The following is a 17458-nucleotide window of genomic DNA, read 5'->3' on the forward strand; positions in this document are numbered from 1 at the left end:
GCTAGGGGAACGCCAGCGCGTCCGGGCCGAGGGGCGGTACGAGCCCCTCGGCCGCGGCGCGCGTGAGCAGCCCGCGGACCGCCGCGTAGCCGGCCTCGCCGAGGTCGGCCGTGAACTCGTTGACGTAGAGACCGATGTGCTGATCGGCCACCTTCGGGTCCATCTCCTGCGCGTGCTCGAGTACGTACGGGCGCGAGACGGCCGGGTCGTCCCAGGCCATCCGTACGGACGTACGGGCCGCGTCGGCGAGCCGCCGCAGCACGTCCGGGCCGAGCGAGCGCCGGGCGATGATCGCGCCCAGCGGGATCGGCAGGCCGGTGGTGTCCTCCCAGTGGGCGCCCATGTCGGCCAGCGCGTGCAGGCCGTAGTTCTGATAGGTGAACCGGGCCTCGTGGATGACGAGCCCCGCGTCGACCTTCCCGTCGCGCACGGCGGGCATGATCTCGTGGAACGGCATCACGACGACGTTCCCGACGCCTCCGGGGACGACGTCCGCCGCCCACAGCCGGAAGAGCAGGTATGCGGTCGAGCGCTCGCTCGGCACCGCGACCGTCTTCCCCGCGAGGTCCACACCCGGCTCCCGGGTCAGCACCAGGGGGCCGCAGCCGCGGCCCAGCGCGCCGCCGCAGGGCAGCAGGGCGTACTCGTCGAGGACCCAGGGCAGCACGGCGTACGAGACCTTGAGGACGTCGTAGTCGGTCGTACCGCTCTGCGCCCAGCCGTTGGTCAGGTCGATGTCGGCGAACGTCACGTCGAGGCGCGGCGCGTCCGGGACGCGGCCGTGGGCCCAGGCGTCGAAGACGAAGGTGTCGTTCGGGCAGGGCGAGTACGCGATCTGCAGTTTTCTCACGTCGGCTCCGCGAAGACGGTGGGGCTGAGCAGCTGGAAGGTGTCCCGCAGCGCGTCCATGGCCTGGCCGATCCGCCAGGCGCCCCGGTCGCGCGGGCCGACCGCGTTGGAGACGGCGCGGATCTCGACCACGGGCACGCCGTACGCGGCGGCCGCCTCGGCCACCCCGAACCCCTCCATCGCCTCGGCGGCGGCGCCCGGGTGACGCCGAGCCAGCTCGGCGGCGCGCTCGGCGGTGCCGGTCACGGTGGAGACGGTCAGCACGGGTGCGACGGTGTGCCGCTGCCCGCCCCCGGCGAGGGCGTCGGAGATCCGCCTGGTCAGTGTGTCGTCCACGGCGTGCGCGGACCGCCCGAAGCCGAGCTCCTCGACGGTCAGATAGCCGTCGGGGGTCTGCGCCCCGAGGTCGGCGGAGACGATGGCGTCGGAGACGACGACGGACCCGAGGGGCGCGAGGGGCTGGAACCCGCCGGCGATCCCGGCGGACACGACGAGGTCGTACGGGCGGTCGTGGCCGGGCATGCGGACGGTCGCGTACGCCAAGGCCGTCGAGGTCGCGGCGGCGGCGGCCGCCGGGCCGACGCCCCCGACGAGGACGTCGGCGATCGCGTACGACGAGGTGTCGCCGGGCGCACCGTGGCGGCGCAGGGCGTACCCGCCCGGGAGCGGGAACGCGTCCGGGCCCGGTCCCGGGCCCGGTTCCGAGACCGGTTCCGAGCCGCCTCCGCCGAACGTGATGCCCCGGGCGACGGAGTCCGCCTCCGCCGCCACGGCCGTCACGATCAGGATCCGGAGGGCCACCGGAGGATCAGGCGTCCTTCTTCAGCTCGAAGTGCCAGATGCCGGTCAGCTTCTTGCCGTCGGTCTCCACGATGGTGACCTGCGTCTTGTCGGTGGTCTCGCCGGTCTGGCTGGCGAAGAAGGCGCTGGCCGGGATGGTCCGGTACGTCTTCTTGTACGGCTCCGGCTCGGCCTGCTGGCCACCGAGGAAGATGGTCCAGCCGTTGTCGGCGATCTCGGGGTCGACGCCGAAGCGGATCTTGTCGTCCGCGGAGACCGTGATGGTCTTCTCGGCCTTCTTGTTGAGGCACTGCTGGATCTGCGACTCCTTGATGGCGTCGCCGTCGTTGTAGCAGGCGGCCTCGGAGTGCACCGAGTCGGTCCCGACCGTCAGGGTCGCGAGCGGAGTCGGCTTGTCGCAGGCGGAGAGTACGAGGAGCCCGGCGGAGACGGCCCCGAGGGCGACGGCGGCCCGGCGGCGCGAGCCGGTGAAGAACGCAACGGTCATGGCCCGAAGGCTATCGGGCGTGTCGAACTCCGCCACGCGGGGGTGCGGCGCGCCGCGTTTTCCCCCCGGTGTGGCGGCGCCACCAGGCCGGGCGGGACGTGTTCAGAGCGGGGCGCGGCCCCGGTGGCTACTCCGGGTGTTGGGACGGGAGTGGCTTGCGGGCTGCCGTCAGGAGGCCGCGGACCGCCAGGAGCGCTCCCAGGCCCAGGATCCCGGCGGCCACGGACATCCCCACCTGGCCGCTCAGCGGGAGCGAGATGCCGATCGCGCCGCCCACCACCCACGACATCTGCAGCAGCGTCTCCGACCGGGCGAACGCCGACGTGCGCACGACTTCCGGCACGTCCCGCTGGATCAGCGCGTCCAGCGACAGCTTCGACAGCGCCTGCGTCAGGCCCGCCACCGCCCCCAGCACCGCCACCATCGCCCCGCTGAAGAACACCGCCGCGAGGATCGCCGCCCCGCACACGGTCGTGATCATCGTGGCGATGATCACTTCCGGCGCGTGGCCGCGATCCTTCAGGAGCGAGCCGACCGCCGTCCCGCACGCGTTCCCGACCCCCGCCGCCACCGCCACCATCGCCAGCGACACTGCCGCGCTCTGCCCCGACAGCGGATGCTCGCGCAGCAGGAACGCCAGGAAGAAGATCAGGAACCCCGACAGCATCCGCTGCGCCGCGTTCGCCTGCAGCCCGTGCAGCACCGCCGGTCCCACCGTCCGCAGGCTCGGCTTCTTCTCGCCGTGCGTCAGCAGGTGCGCGCGCCGCTCACCCTTCGCCGAGTCGACCTTGTGCGGCATCCGGAACGCCCAGTACCCGCCCAGCAGGAACAGCGCACACGCCCCGTACAGCGGGTACTGCGGCCCGATCTGCTGGAGCCCCGCCCCGATCGGCGCGGCGATGCCGGTGGCCAGCAGGCCCGCCAGAGTCACCCGGGAGTTCGCCTTGACCAGCGAGAAGCCGTGCGGCAGCAGCCGTGGCACGACCGCGCTGCGGACCACCCCGTACGCCTTCGACGCCACCAGCACGCCCAGCGCCGCCGGGTACAGCTCCAGGCCGCCCGTGGCCACCGCCCCCGACATGGTGATCGCCAGGACCGCCCGGGTGAGCATCGCCCCGGCCATCGCCGCGCGGCGGCCGTGCGGGATGCGGTCCAGGAGCGGGCCGATCACGGGGGCGAGGAGGGTGAACGGGAGCATCGTGATCGCCAGGTACAGCGCGACCCGGCCGCGCGCCTCGTCCGTCGGTACGGAGAAGAAGACCGTGGACGCGAGCGCGACCGTGATCATGACGTCGCCCGCGCCGTTCACGGCGTGCAGCTCGATCAGCTTCCCCAGGCCCGACTCGCCCGCGCCGTGCGCGTGCGTCGCCTTTCTGATCCCCTTCGCCGTACCGGTGAACGGCAGGTGAAGGGCGCGCCCGACCGCCCGGCCCGCTCGGCTGAGCGGCCCGGCATGATCGTGGGATCGTGCGGACGACCGTGCGGCTGCCACTCCGTCATAGTGCCCCACGCCCGTCCCGTACGAACCGTGGCACGGCGGGCCACCGGTCCACGATCCGGGCCACTTGGGGCGGGCAGGTGGGCGGCGGGCGGCGGAGGGGGTAGCGTGCGTAGCGCGCCACCGGCGGAAGTTCTCGGCCGCGCGCCTCTTCGGCATCCCGCAGAATGGATGACGATAGGTGTGCCCGAGACACGCGAGACATGTCGGGTGCGGACGTCGATGCGGCCCTCTGGTCCGCTCCGCCCGCCGCCCGTAGCTTCGCTCCCGCTCCTCGGCCGGCGCACCCGTGAGACGGCGTAGGAGAGAAGCGAGACCTGTGAGTGCTGCGACGACGCGAAGCCGTACCCCGCGTACCCCGCGTACCCCCGACCGCCTGTGCGCCGAGGCGGTAGACCTGGCGCGGGCGGCCGCCGAGGAGGCGGCCGCGCCCGGGATCGTCGGGGCGCATGTGGAGGCCGTCGCCGAGGGCGACCGGGTGGTCACGCACTTCTTCGAGTGCAAGGAGCTCGGCTACCGCGGCTGGCGCTGGGCCGTGACGGTCACGCGCGCCTCGCGGGCCAAGAACGTCACCCTTGACGAAACCGTCCTGCTGCCGGGCTCCGAGGCGCTCATGGCTCCCGAGTGGGTGCCGTGGAGCGAGCGGCTGCGGCCGGGCGACATGGGGCCGGGGGACCTGCTTCCGACGGAGCAGGACGACCTGCGGCTCGAGCCGGGGTACAGCGGCGAGGACGCGCCGCCGCCGAACTCCGCGGTCTCGGAGGAGATGGCGGACCACCTCGACGCCGAGGACGCCGAGATCGTCTCCCGTACGCCGTCCAGGGGCGCGATCGCCTCGGTCGCCGAGGAGCTCGGCATGCGGCGGGCGCGGGTGCTTTCGCGGTACGGGCTGCATGTGGCGGCGGACCGCTGGGACGAGTCGTTCGGGGCGAAGACGCCGATGGCGCAGGCCGCGCCGGCGTCGTGCGAGTCCTGTGCCTTCCTGGTGCCGCTGGCGGGCTCGCTGAAGCAGGCGTTCGGTGTCTGCGCGAACGAGTTCTCGCCGGCGGACGGGCGGGTCGTCTCGCTCGCGTACGGCTGCGGCGGCCACTCCGAGGCGGCGGTCATGCCGAAGCCTCCGCGTCCGGCGCCGCCGGTGCTCGACTCGATGGGCGCGGACGAGTTCCCGCTGCGGCCGGCGAAGGACTCGGGCTCCACGACGGAACCGGACGGCACATCGGAAGACCTGGGCCACTCATAGCCCCGGGCGCGCGCCGGCCCCCGTGACGCGGGGGGCCGGTTCGTTGGGGCCGTAACGGGTGGAGCGCGGCGCGGGGGAGTCGCAGGTCGCGGTACCTTCGGGCCCCGGAACAATCCCGCCCCGCAGAGTGGAGTCAGACGTGAGCGTCAGCGTCAGGACGTCGACCGACGGAGCCGACCCCTTCGGTACCGCACGGCTGCGGAGAGGCGTGCTCGATGCCTGGGGGGCCGGGCCCGCCCGGTTCCGGGAGGACGCCAACGCCGAGGAGGACCTCGCCCTCGGCGGCTACCGCGACCGCCTCGTCGTCGAGCTCGCCCAGAACGCCGCCGATGCCGCCCGCAGGGCAGGAGTGACCGGACGCCTCCGGCTCACGCTCCACGAGGCCGGCCCCGACGCCCCCGCCGTCCTGGCCGCCGCCAACACCGGCGCGCCGCTGGACGCCACCGGCGTCGAGTCCCTGTCCACCCTCCGCGCCTCCGCCAAGCGCGGCGAGCACGACACCGCCGCCGTCGGCCGCTTCGGCGTCGGCTTCGCCGCCGTCCTCGCCGTCTCCGACGAGCCCGCCGTCCTGGGCCGCCACGGCGGTGTCCGCTGGTCCCTCGCCGAGGCCCGCGAGCTGGCCGCCGACGCCGCCCGGCACAGCCCCGGCCTCGGGGACGAACTGCGCCGCCGCGACGGCCACGTACCGCTGCTGCGCCTCCCGCTGCCCGCCGAGGGCACCGCCCCCGACGGCTACGACACCGTCGTCGTCCTCCCGCTCCGCGACTCCGCCGCCGTCGACCTCGCCGAGCGGCTCCTCGACTCCATCGACGACGCCCTGCTCCTCACCCTCCCCGGCCTCGCCGAGATCGTGGTCGAGACCTCGGACGGCGTACGGACCATGCGCCGCTCCGAGGAGGACGGCTACGTCCACATCGCCGACTCCTCCACCGGCACCCACCGCTGGCGGACCGTCAGCCACGGCGGCCCCCTCGAACCCGCGCTCCTCAAGGACCGGCCGGTCGAGGAGCGGCTGCGCCCGCACTGGTCGGTGACCTGGGCCGTACCGGTCGACGGCGAGGGCGCCCCGCTGTACCCCCGTACCGCGCCCGTCGTCCACGCCCCCACCCCCACCGACGAACCGCTCGGCCTGCCCGCCCTGCTTATCGCCTCCCTCCCGCTGGACACCGCCCGGCGCCACCCCGCGCCCGGACCGCTCACGGACTTCCTGGTCGAGCGGGCGGCCGACGCGTACGCCGAACTCCTCGCGGACTGGCAGCCGGTGACGGTCGCCACGATCGACCTGGTGCCCGGACCGCTCGGCAAGGGCGCCCTGGACGGGGCGCTGCGCGGGGCGATCCTGGAGCGCCTGCCGCGGGTGGCCTTCCTGGCCCCCGAGGCGCCGTCCGAGGACGTGCCGGCGCTGCGGCCCGTGGAGGCGGAGGTCGTGGAGGGCGCGGGCGCCGAGACCGTCGCCGTCCTGGCGGAGGTCTTCCCGACCCTGCTGCCCGCGGGGCTCGAGCGGCGGCCCGAGCTGCGCACGCTGGGGATCGGGCGGGTGCCGCTGACGGAGGCGATCGACCGGCTCGCCGGGGTGGACCGGGCGCCGTCGTGGTGGTGGCGTCTGTATGACTCGCTGGCGGGTGTGGACCCGGACCGGCTGACCGGCCTCCCGGTCCCGCTGGCCGACCCGGGCGCGGGCGCGCGTCCGGACGACACCGGCCCGGACGGAGAGCGCCGCGAGGAGCAGGCCTCCCGGACCCGCACCACCATCGGCCCCCGCCACGTCCTGCTGCCCCAGGACCGCACCCCCGCCGACCTGACCCGGCTCGGCCTCAAGGTCGCCCATCCGGAGGCCGCCCACCCCCTCCTGGAGAAGCTGGGCGCCCTGCCCGCCACGCCCCGTGCCGTGCTGACGACACCCCAGGTCAGGGCGGCGGTCGCCGGCTCCCTCGACGCGGGGGAGATCTGGGACGAGGATGCGGACGCGCTGGACGCCGACGAGCTCGTCGAGACCGTCCTCGCCCTCGTCCGGGACGCGGAGCTGGAGCCCGGCGACGAGCCGTGGCTCGGCGCGCTGGCCCTGCCCGACGAGGACGGGGAGCTCGCACCGGCCGGTGAACTGGTCCTGCCCGGCAGTGCGTTCGCCGCCGTGATGAGCGAGGACGAGCTGGCGCTCTGCGACGCCGACCTCGCCGAGCGGTGGGGCGAGCAGCCGCTCGCCGCCTGCGGGGTGCTCGCCAACTTCGCCCTGGTCCGGGCCACCGACCTCGTACTCGACCCGGACGAACTGGAGCCCCGCGAAGGCGACTTCGCCGAGCCCGACGACGCCGGGCTCCTCGACGCCGTCGACGTGTGGTGCGAGGACGTCCTCGACCGGCTGCCGGAGGCGCCGGTGCCGCCGGTGGCGACCGAGATCGTGGCCGTACGGGACCTGGACCTCGTCGACGACGACGCCTGGCCGCAGGCGCTCGCCCTCCTCGCGCAGCCGCCGCTGCGGGACGCGCTCACCCAGCCCGTACGGGTCCTGATGCCGGACGGCACGACCGAGACCGTACGGTCGTACACCGCCTGGTGGCTCCGGGACCACCCGGTCCTCGACGGCCGCCGCCCGGCCGGTCTGCGGGCCGCCGGCACGGACCCGCTGCTCATCGGCCTGTACGACTCCGCCGACGCGACCGGGTTCGAGGACGAGCAGGTCCTGCGCGCCCTGGGCGTCCGCACCTCGGTCTCCGCGCTCCTCGACGAGCCGGGCGGCGCGGCCGAACTCCTGGCCCGCCTCGCCTCCCCCGAGCGCGAGGTGACCGGCGCCCAGCTGCACGCCCTGTACACCGCGCTCGCCGACCTGGACCCCGAGCAGGTCACGCTCCCCGACGAGCTGCGCGCGGTCGTGGACGGCGAACTCGTCGTGGTCGACGCAGCCGAGGCGCTGGTCGCGGACGCCCCCGACCTCCTCCCGCTGGCCGGCGGACTGCCCCTGCTGCCGGTCGCCCCGTCGCGCGCGGCCGATCTGGCGGAGCTGTTCCAGGTGCGCCGGCTGAGCGAATCCGTCGAGGCCGAGGTCACCACGGTCGGCGAGGAGCACGACGTGCCGCCCTCGGTGCACGCCCTGCTCGGCCCGGCGACCCCGGACTCGTACGTCGAGCACGAGGAGCTCCGCGCCGCCGGCGTCGAACTCGACTGGCGCCGCACCCCCGACGGCACGATCCACGCCGCCACCCTGGAGGGCGTCGCCGCGGGCCTGGCCTGGGCGGCCGGCCAGTGGCCCCGCCGCTTCGAGGTCGCGGCCCTCCTGGAGGACCCGTCCCGGACGGCGGAACTGGCCCGGGACCGGTGGTTCGACTAGGGCGTGTCTTTCGGATCACGCCGCGAGCCCGGCATGATCCGGAAGACAGGCCCTAGGGCGTGTCTTCGAGCGTCAGCCCTCGCCCTGCTCGCGGGGCATGTGCCTGCACAAGGGGGACGAGCGGTGGGGGCAAATGGTTGTCCTCGTGCGGTGCGAGCGGTTCGTTCACGGAGACAGTGGACAAATCGGTCTACATTGCCGATCCATGACGCAGCAGAAGGCCGGCCTTCTGGGCGGCGCTCCTCCCGAGCAGGGCCCTGACCCGGCCACCTCCGACCCGGCCGTCCCCCCTCAGCAGGAAGACCTCGCCGGCGGCCGAGGTGCGGCGGCGCGTGCTCTGGAGAGGGTGGCCCGCCGCGCGGACGCCTGGGCCGCGACCTGGACCACCGGGAGATCGCTCACGGCGATCGGGGCGGTGTGGGGCCTGACCCGGATCGTCATGGTCTACCTGCTGGTCCAGGACGACATCGGCGTCAGCAACGTCTCCTCCGAGGTGGCCTTCCTCTACCCGCGGTGGTCCCAGCAGCTGGCCGACGGCTCCTTCCCGGTTGGCGACGTCACCTGGCAGTACCCTCCGGGCGCCGGGCTGCTGTTCCTCTCCCCGTCGCTGCTGCCCTTCCTCGACTACTTCGCCGCGTTCCTCGTGCTCACGCTCGTCGCCGACGCCGTGGTGACGGCGGCCCTGGCCCGCCCCGGCCGCAGGCTCGCCGGGGCCTGGCTGTGGACCGCCGGGCTGCCCATGCTCCTGAACCTGCCGCACGGGCGGTTCGACATCCAGGTGACGGCCCTCGCCGTCCTCGCGCTGCTCGCCGGCCGTCGCCGCCCGCGCCTCGGCGGGGCGCTCGCCGCGTTCGGCGCCCTGATCAAGGTGTGGCCGCTGCTCACCCTGGTGGGCGTGGAGCGGGGCCGTACCACCAGGGACGCCTGGGTCTCCGCCGCCGCGGCCGCGGCGGCGCTGCTGACCGTCCTCGCCGTCGCCTTCCGGCACAGCTTCGACTTCCTGCAGCAGCAGGGCGCCCGGGGTGTCCAGATCGAGTCGCTGGGCGGCACGGTGCTGTCGCTGATGCGGGCGTCGGGGATGCCGATCTGGGTCGAAACGCGCTACGGAGCCCTGGAGTTCGCCGGTGAGCACGTGGCGACGGTGGCGCAGCTGTCGCTGATGACGACGGCCGCCGCGTTCGGCTGGCTGATGTTCTGGCGGGGCCGGGCCTCGCGGTGGACGGAGGCGACACCGTTCGACGCGGCGCTCACCGCGATCCTGCTGTTCACGGTCACCAGCCGGGTGATCAGCCCGCAGTACATGGTCTGGCTGCTGGGCCTTGCGGCGGTCTGCCTCACCTCCCGGCTCACCACTCAGCGCCCGGTGGCGTGGGTCCTGCTCGCCGCGACCGCCGTGACGGCGTTCGCGTACCCGCTCCACTACCTGGAGGTCATGCACGGCTCGGCCCTGGGCAACACCCTGATGGTCGCCCGCAACGGCCTCCTGCTCACGGCGGCGGTCCTCTCCTGCCGCCGCCTGTGGACGGCGACGGCACGGGACGACTCAGCCCGGGAGGTCTCCGGCTGACGTCGTCACGCCGGGAACCTGTGGTCCACCCACCGCCAGGCGAACTCCAGCAGGGCCGCGCCCGCCGCCGCGATCGCGACCGCCGTCCAGGGCATCGTCACGCCCACCAGCTTCAGCGCGAAGAAGTCCTGGAGCCAGGGGACGACGAGGACGAGGAGGAAGGCGCCGCCCATGGTCGCCACGAGGGCGATGCGCCACCAGGTGTAGGGGCGGGCGACGATCGCCAGGACCCACATGGAGACCAGGAAGAGCGTCAGGGTCGCGGCGCTCGTCTCGGCGTCGAGGGCGCCCGGGCCGCTGTAGTGGGAGCGGGCGACGAGGTACGTGGCGAAGGTGGCCGCCGCCGCGACGATGCCGCCCGGGATCGCGTACCGCATCACCCGTCTCACGAAGTTCGGCTTCGCGCGCTCCTTGTTGGGGGCGAGGGCGAGGAAGAAGGCGGGGACGCCGATCGTGAGGGTGGACAGCAGGGTCAGGTGCCTCGGCAGGAAGGGGTACTCGACCTGGGAGCAGACCACCAGGACGGCGAGCAGCACCGAGTAGACGGTCTTCGTCAGGAAGAGGGTGGCGACCCGGGTGATGTTGCCGATGACCCGGCGGCCCTCGGCGACCACCGACGGCAGGGTGGCGAAGGAGTTGTTCAGGAGGACGATCTGGGCGACGGCCCGGGTCGCCTCGGAGCCCGAGCCCATGGACACGCCGATGTCGGCGTCCTTGAGCGCGAGGACGTCGTTGACGCCGTCGCCGGTCATGGCGACCGTGTGGCCGTGGGACTGGAGCGCGCCGACCATGTCCCGCTTCTGCTGCGGGGTGACGCGGCCGAAGACCGCGTTCCGGTCCAGTTCGTCGGCCATCGCGGCCTGCTCGGTGGGCAGGTGGCGGGCGTCGACGGTGTTCTTGGCGCCGGGCAGACCGAGCTTTCCGGCCACCGCTCCGACGGAGACCGCGTTGTCGCCGGAGATGACCTTGGCGGCCACGTTCTGGTCGGCGAAGTAGGCGAGGGTGTCGGCGGCGTCCGGCCGCAGCCGCTGTTCGAGGACGACGAGGGCGGCGGGGCGGGCCTCGTGCGCGACGTCGGGGGCGTCCAGTTCGCGGGTGGTGCGGGCGAGGAGGAGGACCCGGAGCCCCTGCTCGTTGAGGTGGTCGATCTCGGTGAGCGTCGGGTCCCCGGCCTCCAGGAGGACGTCGGGGGCGCCGAGCAGCCAGGCGGAGTTCTCGCCGTCGCCCTCGCTGAAGGCCGCGCCGCTGTACTTGCGGGCGGAGGAGAAGGGCAGCGACTCGGTGCAGCGCCAGTCCTCCGAGTCGGGGTAGGCGTCGATGATGGCCTGGAGCGAGGCGTTGGGGTGCGGGTCGGACTCGCCGAGGGCGCCCAGGACCCTCCGTACGTACTCCTCCTTCGAGCCGTTCAGGGGCCGCAGCTCCGTGACGTCCATGCCGCCCTCGGTCAGCGTGCCCGTCTTGTCGAGGCAGACCACGTCGACGCGGGCCAGGCCCTCGATGGCCGGCAGCTCCTGCACGAGGCACTGCTTGCGGCCGAGCCGGATCACGCCGATCGCGAAGGCGACGGAGGTGAGGAGGACGAGCCCCTCGGGGATCATCGGGACGATGCCGCCGACGGTCCGGGCGATGGAGTCCTTGAAGTTGGTGTCCTTGACGACGAGCTGGCTGATGATGAGGCCGATCGCGGTCGGCACCATCATCCACGTCACGTACTTGAGGATCGTGGAGATGCCGGAACGCAGCTCGGAGTGGACGAGCGTGAAGCGGGACGCCTCCTCGGCGAGCTGGGCGGCGTACGCCTCGCGCCCGACCTTGGTGGCGGTGAACGCGCCGCCGCCCGCGACCACGAACGAGCCCGACATCATCCTGTCGCCGGGCTTCTTCACCACCGGGTCGGCCTCGCCGGTCAGCAGGGACTCGTCGATCTCCAGGTTGTCGGCCTCCGCGACCTCGCCGTCGACGACGACCTTGTCGCCGGGGCCGAGTTCGATGAGGTCGCCGAGGACGATCTCGGAGGTGGAGACCTCGGCGGAGACCCCGTCGCGCCGGACGGTCGGTTTCGCCTCGCCGATGACGGCCAGACTGTCGAGGGTCTTCTTGGCGCGCAGCTCCTGGATGATGCCGATGCCGGTGTTGGCGACGATCACGAAGCCGAAGAGGCTGTCCTGGATCGGCGCGACGAAGAGCATGATCACCCAGAGCACGCCGATGATCGCGTTGAAGCGGGTGAAGACGTTGCCGCGGACGATGTCGACGGTGGAGCGCGAGCTGCGGACGGGGACGTCGTTGACCTCGCCGCGGGCGACACGTTCGGCGACCTCGGCGGAGGTCAGTCCGGCGATGTGGTGGACGACGGGGGGTTCGTCCGCCGCGGTCCCACTGCCGCCCGTGTCGATCTTCGCCCGCTGAGTCATGTTTTCGACGGTACGGCCGGAAGGGCGCGTTCACCCGCCGAGAAGGCCGAAGATCAGACCGCGGGAGGAGGGAAATGGTCCCGGGGTACTACGGGGTGGGGGAGGCGTCCTTCGCGGCGTCGTCCTCGGCGGCCTCGTGCCGCTTGATCGCGGCGTCCCGCTTCCGTACGTACCAGATGCCGATCAGCCCCAGGCCGGCTCCGGCCAGGCAGGTCCACACCCACCAGGTCAGGTCCCGGTCGTCGAACCAGCCGTAGAAGGGGACCTGGACGAGGAAGAGTACGAACCAGAGGATCGTGCCGCCGGTGATGGTGGCGACGACGGGCCCCTCCAGGGGCTCGGGTGCCTCGTGCTTGGGGGTCCACTTCGCCATGCGGTCAGTCTAGGCGGCGGGAAAAGGGGTCTACGCGCGGAGATGGACTCCCCTTCGTTCATGTGTTCATACTGAAACGGTTTGCCTCTGGCGGGTTTCTCTCGTATGAACCGCCAAATTGGACGCCCCGAAGAGGAACCCCCATGAGCACCACGGCCCCCGCCAAGGCCATATCCCCTGAGCCGAAGTCCCCCCAGGGGCCGGCCGCCTCCGGCCTCGACCGCTTCTTCAAGATCTCCGAGCGCGGTTCCACCGTCGCCCGCGAGGTCCGCGGCGGCTTCGCCACCTTCTTCGCGATGGCCTACATCATCGTGCTGAACCCGATCATCCTCGGCAGCGCCAAGGACATGTACGGGCACCAGCTCGACAGCGGCCAGCTGGTCACCGCGACCGTGCTCACCGCGGCCTTCACGACGCTCCTCATGGGTGTCATCGGCAACGTCCCGATCGCCCTCGCGGCCGGACTCGGCGTCAACACCGTCGTCGCCCTCCAGCTCGCGCCGAGGATGTCCTGGCCGGACGCCATGGGCATGGTCGTCCTCGCCGGCATCGTCGTGATGCTGCTCGTGGCGACGGGTCTGCGCGAGCGCGTGATGAACGCGGTCCCGGTCGGCCTGCGCAAGGGCATCGCGATCGGCATCGGCCTGTTCATCATGCTCATCGGCCTCGTCGACTCGGGCTTCGTCTCCCGCATCCCCGACGCCGCGCACACCACCGTCCCGCTCCAGCTCGGCGGCGACGGTCACCTCACCGGCTGGCCGGTCCTGGTCTTCATCCTGGGCACGCTGCTCACGCTCGCGCTGATCATCCGCAAGGTGCCGGGCGCCATCCTGATCTCCATCGTCGTGATGACGATCGTCGCGATGGTGATCAACGCGGTCGCCACGGTCCCGTCCTGGGGTCTGACCACCCCGACCTGGCCCGGGAACCCGGTGGCCTCGCCCGACTTCGGTCTGGTCGGCGAGGTGAGCCTGTTCGGCGGCTTCGAGAAGGTCGGGATGCTGACCGGCGTCCTCTTCGTCTTCACCGTGCTGCTGTCCTGCTTCTTCGACGCGATGGGCACCATCCTCGGCGTCGGCGACGAGGCGAAGCTGATCGACAAGGACGGCAACTTCCCCGGCATCAACAAGGTGCTGCTCGTGGACGGCCTCGCCGTCGCCTCCGGCGGCGCGACCTCCTCCTCGGCCACCACCTGCTTCGTGGAGTCCACGGCGGGCGTCGGCGAGGGAGCCCGTACGGGTCTCGCGTCGGTGGTGACCGGCGGTCTGTTCTCGGTGGCGCTGTTCCTCACGCCGCTCGCCACGATGGTCCCGTCCCAGGCGGCCACGCCCGCGCTGCTCGCGGTCGGCTTCCTGATCCTGGCCGGTTCGATCAAGGAGATCGACTGGAGCGACTTCACCATCGCGGTGCCGGCGTTCCTGGCGATGGTGATGATGCCGTTCACGTACTCGATCACGAACGGCATCGGCATCGGCTTCATCGCCTTCAGCGTGCTGCGGCTCGCGACGGGCCGGGGCCGCGAGGTCCCGGTGGCCATGTACGTCGTGTCGGCGGTGTTCGTCTTCTACTACGCGATGCCGGCGCTCGGCCTCACGTGATCCTGGGGTCCGGGTGACCCGTAGAACTTCTCCGTCTCGTCGACGGCGGTCTTGAACCGCTCGTCGAAGTCCTCGCGAATGAGCGTCCGGGCCACATAGTCCTGGACGCTCATTCCGCGTTTGGCGGCGTGGCTCCTGAGCCGGTCGAGCAGCTCACCGTCGATGCGCAGGCTGAGCACTGTCGATCCCATGCCCGTCAGGGTCGCGGCAGGAACGGGCCTCGTGCGTCACTTTCCGGATCCATCTCACTCGTTTGGGTGACAGATTCGGTCATGGGCATTCCGGGTGGTACTTAGACTGGGTAATGAGTTATGCTAAAGAACATGCCTGACCTGTCCCACGGCACCGCCGACGACGCCGCCGCCGTGAACGCGCTCCGCTCCGCCGTCATGCGACTGAGTCGACGCCTCAAGCACCAGCGCGTCGACGAATCGCTGAGCCCGACCGAGATGTCGGTGCTCGGCACCCTGGCGCTCTGCGGCTCCGCCACCCCCGGCGAGCTGGCCCGCAAGGAGCACGTCCAGCCGCCGTCGATGACCCGCATCGTCGCGCTGCTCGAAGCCAAGGGACTGGTCCGGCTGGAGCCGCACCCCGACGACCGCCGGCAGAAGGTCGTCAGCCAGACCGAGCGGGCCGAGGCCATGCTCGAGAAGTCCCGCCGCAAGCGGAACGCCTGGCTGGCCACCCTCGCCGAGGGCCTGGACGAGGACGAATGGGCCAAGCTGCGCGCGGCCGCCCCCGTCCTGGAGAAGCTCGCACACCTGTAGGCCCTGGACGCCGAGGAGGCGACGCACTTTGAGTACGGGACCCGGAGCAGACTCCGCACCCGTCCATAAACCCGATACCCACACCCGCGGGCGGGGGGAAACCTTCTCCTCACTCCGCATACGCAACTACCGGCTGTTCTTCACCGGTGCCATCGTCTCCAACACCGGCACCTGGATGGCCCGCATCACGCAGGACTGGCTGGTCCTGAGCCTCACCGGCTCCGCCACCGCCGTCGGCATCACGACGGCGCTCCAGTTCCTCCCGATGCTGCTCTTCGGCCTCTACGGCGGTGTCCTCGCCGACCGCTACCCGAAGCGGCAGATCCTCCTGATCAGCCAGGCCGCCCTCGGCCTCTGCGGACTCGCGCTCGCCGTCCTGACCCTCTCGGGCCACGTCCAGGTCTGGCACGTATACCTGATCGCCTTCCTGCTCGGCATGGTCACCGTCGTCGACAACCCGACCCGCCAGTCCTTCGTCTCCGAGATGGTCGGCCCCGAGCACCTGCGCAACGCCGTCTCGCTGAACTCCGCGAACTTCCAGTCCGCCCGGCTCGTCGGCCCGGCGGTCGCCGGCCTGCTGATCGCCACCATCGGCAGCGGCTGGTCGTTCCTGCTCAACGGCCTGTTCTTCCTCGCCCCGCTGGCCGGGCTGCTGCTGATGCGCCCCGCAGAGTTCCACAAGGTGGAGCGCGCGCCGCGGGGCAAGGGGCAGCTGCGGGAGGGCCTGCGGTACGTGGCGGGGCGGCCGGACCTGATCTGGCCGATCGTCCTCGTGGGCTTCGTCGGCACCTTCGGGTTCAACTTCCCGATCTGGCTCACGGCGTTCTCCGAGGAGATCTTCCACGTGGGCCCGGGGACGTACGGCTTCCTGAACACGCTCATGGCGGCCGGCTCGCTCGCGGGCGCCCTCTTCGCCGCCCGGCGCGGCAGCACGCGGCTGCGGATGCTGGTCGTCGCGGCGGTGGTCTTCGGCCTCCTGGAGATCGCGGCGGCGCTCTCCCCGTCGTTCTGGCTCTTCGCCCTGCTGCTCGTCCCGATCGGCATGTTCGGCCTCACGGTCAACATCACCGCCAACTCGGCCGTCCAGCTGGCGACGGACCCGGTCATGCGGGGCCGCGTCATGAGCCTCTACATGATGGTCTTCGCCGGTGGCACCCCGATCGGGGCGCCGCTGCTCGGCTGGATCACCGACACGTACGGGCCGAGGATCGGCTTCGCGACGGGCGGCCTCGTCTCGCTGGTGGCGGCGGGCGTCGTCGGCCTGGTGCTCGCGCGGGTCGGCGGCCTGCGGATGTCCCTGGGCTGGCACCACGGCCACCCGCGGGTGCGGTTCGTACCGCGGGAGCGGTTGGTGACGGCGGCGTAGCCGGTGAGCGGGCGGCGGGGCTCCACCCCGCCGCCCCCGTCACACCCGGCGTTCCAGGACCTGGCCCGGCCAGTCGCCGACCGTGAACGGTTCCGTCCTCGTGAAGCCCTGGCGTTCGTAGTACGCCACCAGGCGGCCCTCGCTGCCCGCGAAGCAGTCGACCCGCAGGAGCGAGATGCCCTGGCGGCGGGTCTCCTCCACCGCGTGCGCGAGCAGCGCCGCGCCCACGCCCCGCCCGTGGAAGCGCGTGTCCGTCGCCAGGATGTGGACGTACACCTCCGGCTCGTCCGCCGGGGCCACGTACGGCGCCGGATGAGGGGTCAGCGTGACCGTGCCGGCCGGGACGCCGTCGATCTCCGCGATCCACGGGGTGCCCTCGGCCACGATCTCCTCGACCCGACTCACCGACTTCTCGCTGGCGGACCACGGCCTCGTGCCCCACTGATCGGTGATCCCCTTGCCGTTCAGCCAGACGACGGCACTGTCGAGCATCGCCAGTATCGCGGGGACGTCGTCCGCCCCGCCCTTCCTGATCGTGATCTCCATCCGCCACAGGTTAGCCACTGCCAGACTCTCCTCATGAGGCTTTTCGCTGCCGTAGTGCCGCCCCCGGAGCAGCTGACCGAGCTCGCCCACGTCGTCGACCGGCTCGCCCACCTGCCCGGCGCCGAGCGGTTGCGCTGGACCTCCCGGCCCGGCTGGCACTTCACGCTCGCGTTCATGGGCGAGGTCGACGACGAGCTGCTTCCCGAACTCCACGAGCGGCTCGCCCGCGCCGCCCACCGCACGCCGCCGTTCGGGCTGCGGCTGCACGGCGGCGGGCACTTCGGCCGGGCGGTGCTGTGGACGGGGGCCGCCGGGGACCTCGACGAGATGCGCCTGCTCGCCGAGCGCGCCGACGCGGCCGCCCGCCGCGCAGGGGTGCCGATGGACGAGCACCGGCGCTATCAGGCGCACCTGACGGTCGCCCGCTCGCGCGACGGTCTCGACCTGCGGCCGTTCGTCGACGCGATGGCGTCCTTCGAGGGCAGCCGCTGGCAGGTCCCCGAGCTGGCGCTCGTCCGCAGCAACCTCCCGACCGGCGGTCCGCCGGGGGAGCAGCCGCGGTACGAGACGGTCGGCGCATGGCCGCTCGGCGGGGCGGGTTAACCTCGAAGGGTGGACCCGAAAACC

The 17458-nt window shown here is 72.5% G+C and carries 15 protein-coding genes; 7 read left to right on the top strand and 8 right to left on the bottom strand.

All coding sequences use genetic code 11. From position 1 onward, the window contains the following. Nucleotide 1: 1 nt before the first annotated feature. The 4 genes from ACFV9D_RS13150 to ACFV9D_RS13165 all read right to left on the bottom strand — a co-directional run bounded on the left by ACFV9D_RS13150 (nucleotide 2) and on the right by ACFV9D_RS13165 (nucleotide 3629). On the bottom strand, nucleotides 2-850 hold the full coding sequence (locus ACFV9D_RS13150; protein WP_385144763.1) for a 1,4-dihydroxy-6-naphthoate synthase: 849 nt from the start codon (nucleotides 848-850) through the stop codon (nucleotides 2-4). Continuing rightward, a complete protein-coding gene (locus ACFV9D_RS13155; protein ID WP_385144765.1) occupies nucleotides 847-1650 on the bottom strand; it encodes a futalosine hydrolase in 804 nt (267 codons plus the stop codon). Before ACFV9D_RS13155 ends, ACFV9D_RS13150 begins: the two co-directional genes overlap by 4 nt. Before the next feature lie 7 nt (nucleotides 1651-1657). Next, nucleotides 1658-2137, bottom strand: a complete 480-nt coding sequence (locus tag ACFV9D_RS13160) for a DUF2771 domain-containing protein (RefSeq protein ID WP_385144767.1) — start codon at nucleotides 2135-2137, stop codon at nucleotides 1658-1660. A 127-nt stretch (nucleotides 2138-2264) separates the two neighbouring features. Next, nucleotides 2265-3629 carry an MFS transporter gene (locus ACFV9D_RS13165; protein ID WP_385144769.1) on the bottom strand — a complete coding sequence of 455 codons (1365 nt, stop codon included), beginning with the start codon at nucleotides 3627-3629 and terminating at the stop codon, nucleotides 2265-2267. Between the two features lie 325 nt (nucleotides 3630-3954). Between ACFV9D_RS13165 and ACFV9D_RS13170 the strand changes: the two genes are divergently transcribed. From ACFV9D_RS13170 to ACFV9D_RS13180, 3 genes are all read left to right on the top strand, one after another. Then, on the top strand, nucleotides 3955-4875 hold the full coding sequence (locus ACFV9D_RS13170) for a DUF3027 domain-containing protein (RefSeq protein ID WP_385144771.1): 921 nt from the start codon (nucleotides 3955-3957) through the stop codon (nucleotides 4873-4875). Nucleotides 4876-5002: 127 nt separating this feature from the next. Then, on the top strand, nucleotides 5003-8200 hold the full coding sequence (locus tag ACFV9D_RS13175) for a sacsin N-terminal ATP-binding-like domain-containing protein (protein WP_385144772.1): 3198 nt from the start codon (nucleotides 5003-5005) through the stop codon (nucleotides 8198-8200). A 205-nt stretch (nucleotides 8201-8405) separates the two neighbouring features. Continuing rightward, a complete protein-coding gene (locus ACFV9D_RS13180) occupies nucleotides 8406-9767 on the top strand; it encodes a glycosyltransferase 87 family protein (RefSeq protein WP_385144774.1) in 1362 nt (453 codons plus the stop codon). 5 nt (nucleotides 9768-9772) lie between these two features. On the opposite strand, the gene ACFV9D_RS13185 is transcribed toward ACFV9D_RS13180, so the two are convergent. After that, on the bottom strand, nucleotides 9773-12181 hold the full coding sequence (locus ACFV9D_RS13185; protein WP_385144776.1) for an HAD-IC family P-type ATPase: 2409 nt from the start codon (nucleotides 12179-12181) through the stop codon (nucleotides 9773-9775). An 88-nt stretch (nucleotides 12182-12269) separates the two neighbouring features. Next, on the bottom strand, nucleotides 12270-12554 hold the full coding sequence (locus tag ACFV9D_RS13190; RefSeq protein WP_385144778.1) for a DUF2530 domain-containing protein: 285 nt from the start codon (nucleotides 12552-12554) through the stop codon (nucleotides 12270-12272). 143 nt (nucleotides 12555-12697) lie between these two features. On the opposite strand from ACFV9D_RS13190, the gene ACFV9D_RS13195 reads away from it, so the two are divergent. Then, nucleotides 12698-14152 carry an NCS2 family permease gene (locus tag ACFV9D_RS13195; protein ID WP_385144780.1) on the top strand — a complete coding sequence of 485 codons (1455 nt, stop codon included), beginning with the start codon at nucleotides 12698-12700 and terminating at the stop codon, nucleotides 14150-14152. Here ACFV9D_RS13195 and ACFV9D_RS13200 read toward each other — a convergent pair. Further along, entirely contained in the window at nucleotides 14122-14343 is a 222-nt protein-coding gene (locus tag ACFV9D_RS13200) for a hypothetical protein (RefSeq protein ID WP_361861230.1), read from the bottom strand. The two genes, ACFV9D_RS13195 and ACFV9D_RS13200, sit on opposite strands and share 31 nt — an antisense overlap. Before the next feature lie 132 nt (nucleotides 14344-14475). On the opposite strand from ACFV9D_RS13200, the gene ACFV9D_RS13205 reads away from it, so the two are divergent. Then, on the top strand, nucleotides 14476-14919 hold the full coding sequence (locus tag ACFV9D_RS13205) for a MarR family winged helix-turn-helix transcriptional regulator (RefSeq protein ID WP_385144783.1): 444 nt from the start codon (nucleotides 14476-14478) through the stop codon (nucleotides 14917-14919). Between the two features lie 28 nt (nucleotides 14920-14947). After that, a complete protein-coding gene (locus ACFV9D_RS13210) occupies nucleotides 14948-16285 on the top strand; it encodes an MFS transporter (RefSeq protein WP_385144785.1) in 1338 nt (445 codons plus the stop codon). Between the two features lie 39 nt (nucleotides 16286-16324). Here ACFV9D_RS13210 and ACFV9D_RS13215 read toward each other — a convergent pair whose 3' ends face one another. Beyond that, nucleotides 16325-16831: a GNAT family N-acetyltransferase gene (locus tag ACFV9D_RS13215; protein ID WP_385144787.1), complete on the bottom strand. Its 507-nt coding sequence runs from the start codon at nucleotides 16829-16831 to the stop codon at nucleotides 16325-16327. Between the two features lie 33 nt (nucleotides 16832-16864). On the opposite strand from ACFV9D_RS13215, the gene thpR reads away from it, so the two are divergent. Then, nucleotides 16865-17434 (top strand): RNA 2',3'-cyclic phosphodiesterase, encoded by a 570-nt coding sequence (gene thpR, locus ACFV9D_RS13220; protein WP_385144789.1) that lies wholly within the window; start codon nucleotides 16865-16867, stop codon nucleotides 17432-17434. Nucleotides 17435-17458: the final 24 nt, after the last annotated feature.

It is taken from the genome of Streptomyces sp. NPDC059875 (assembly GCF_042731085.1).
Taxonomy (GTDB): domain Bacteria; phylum Actinomycetota; class Actinomycetes; order Streptomycetales; family Streptomycetaceae; genus Streptomyces.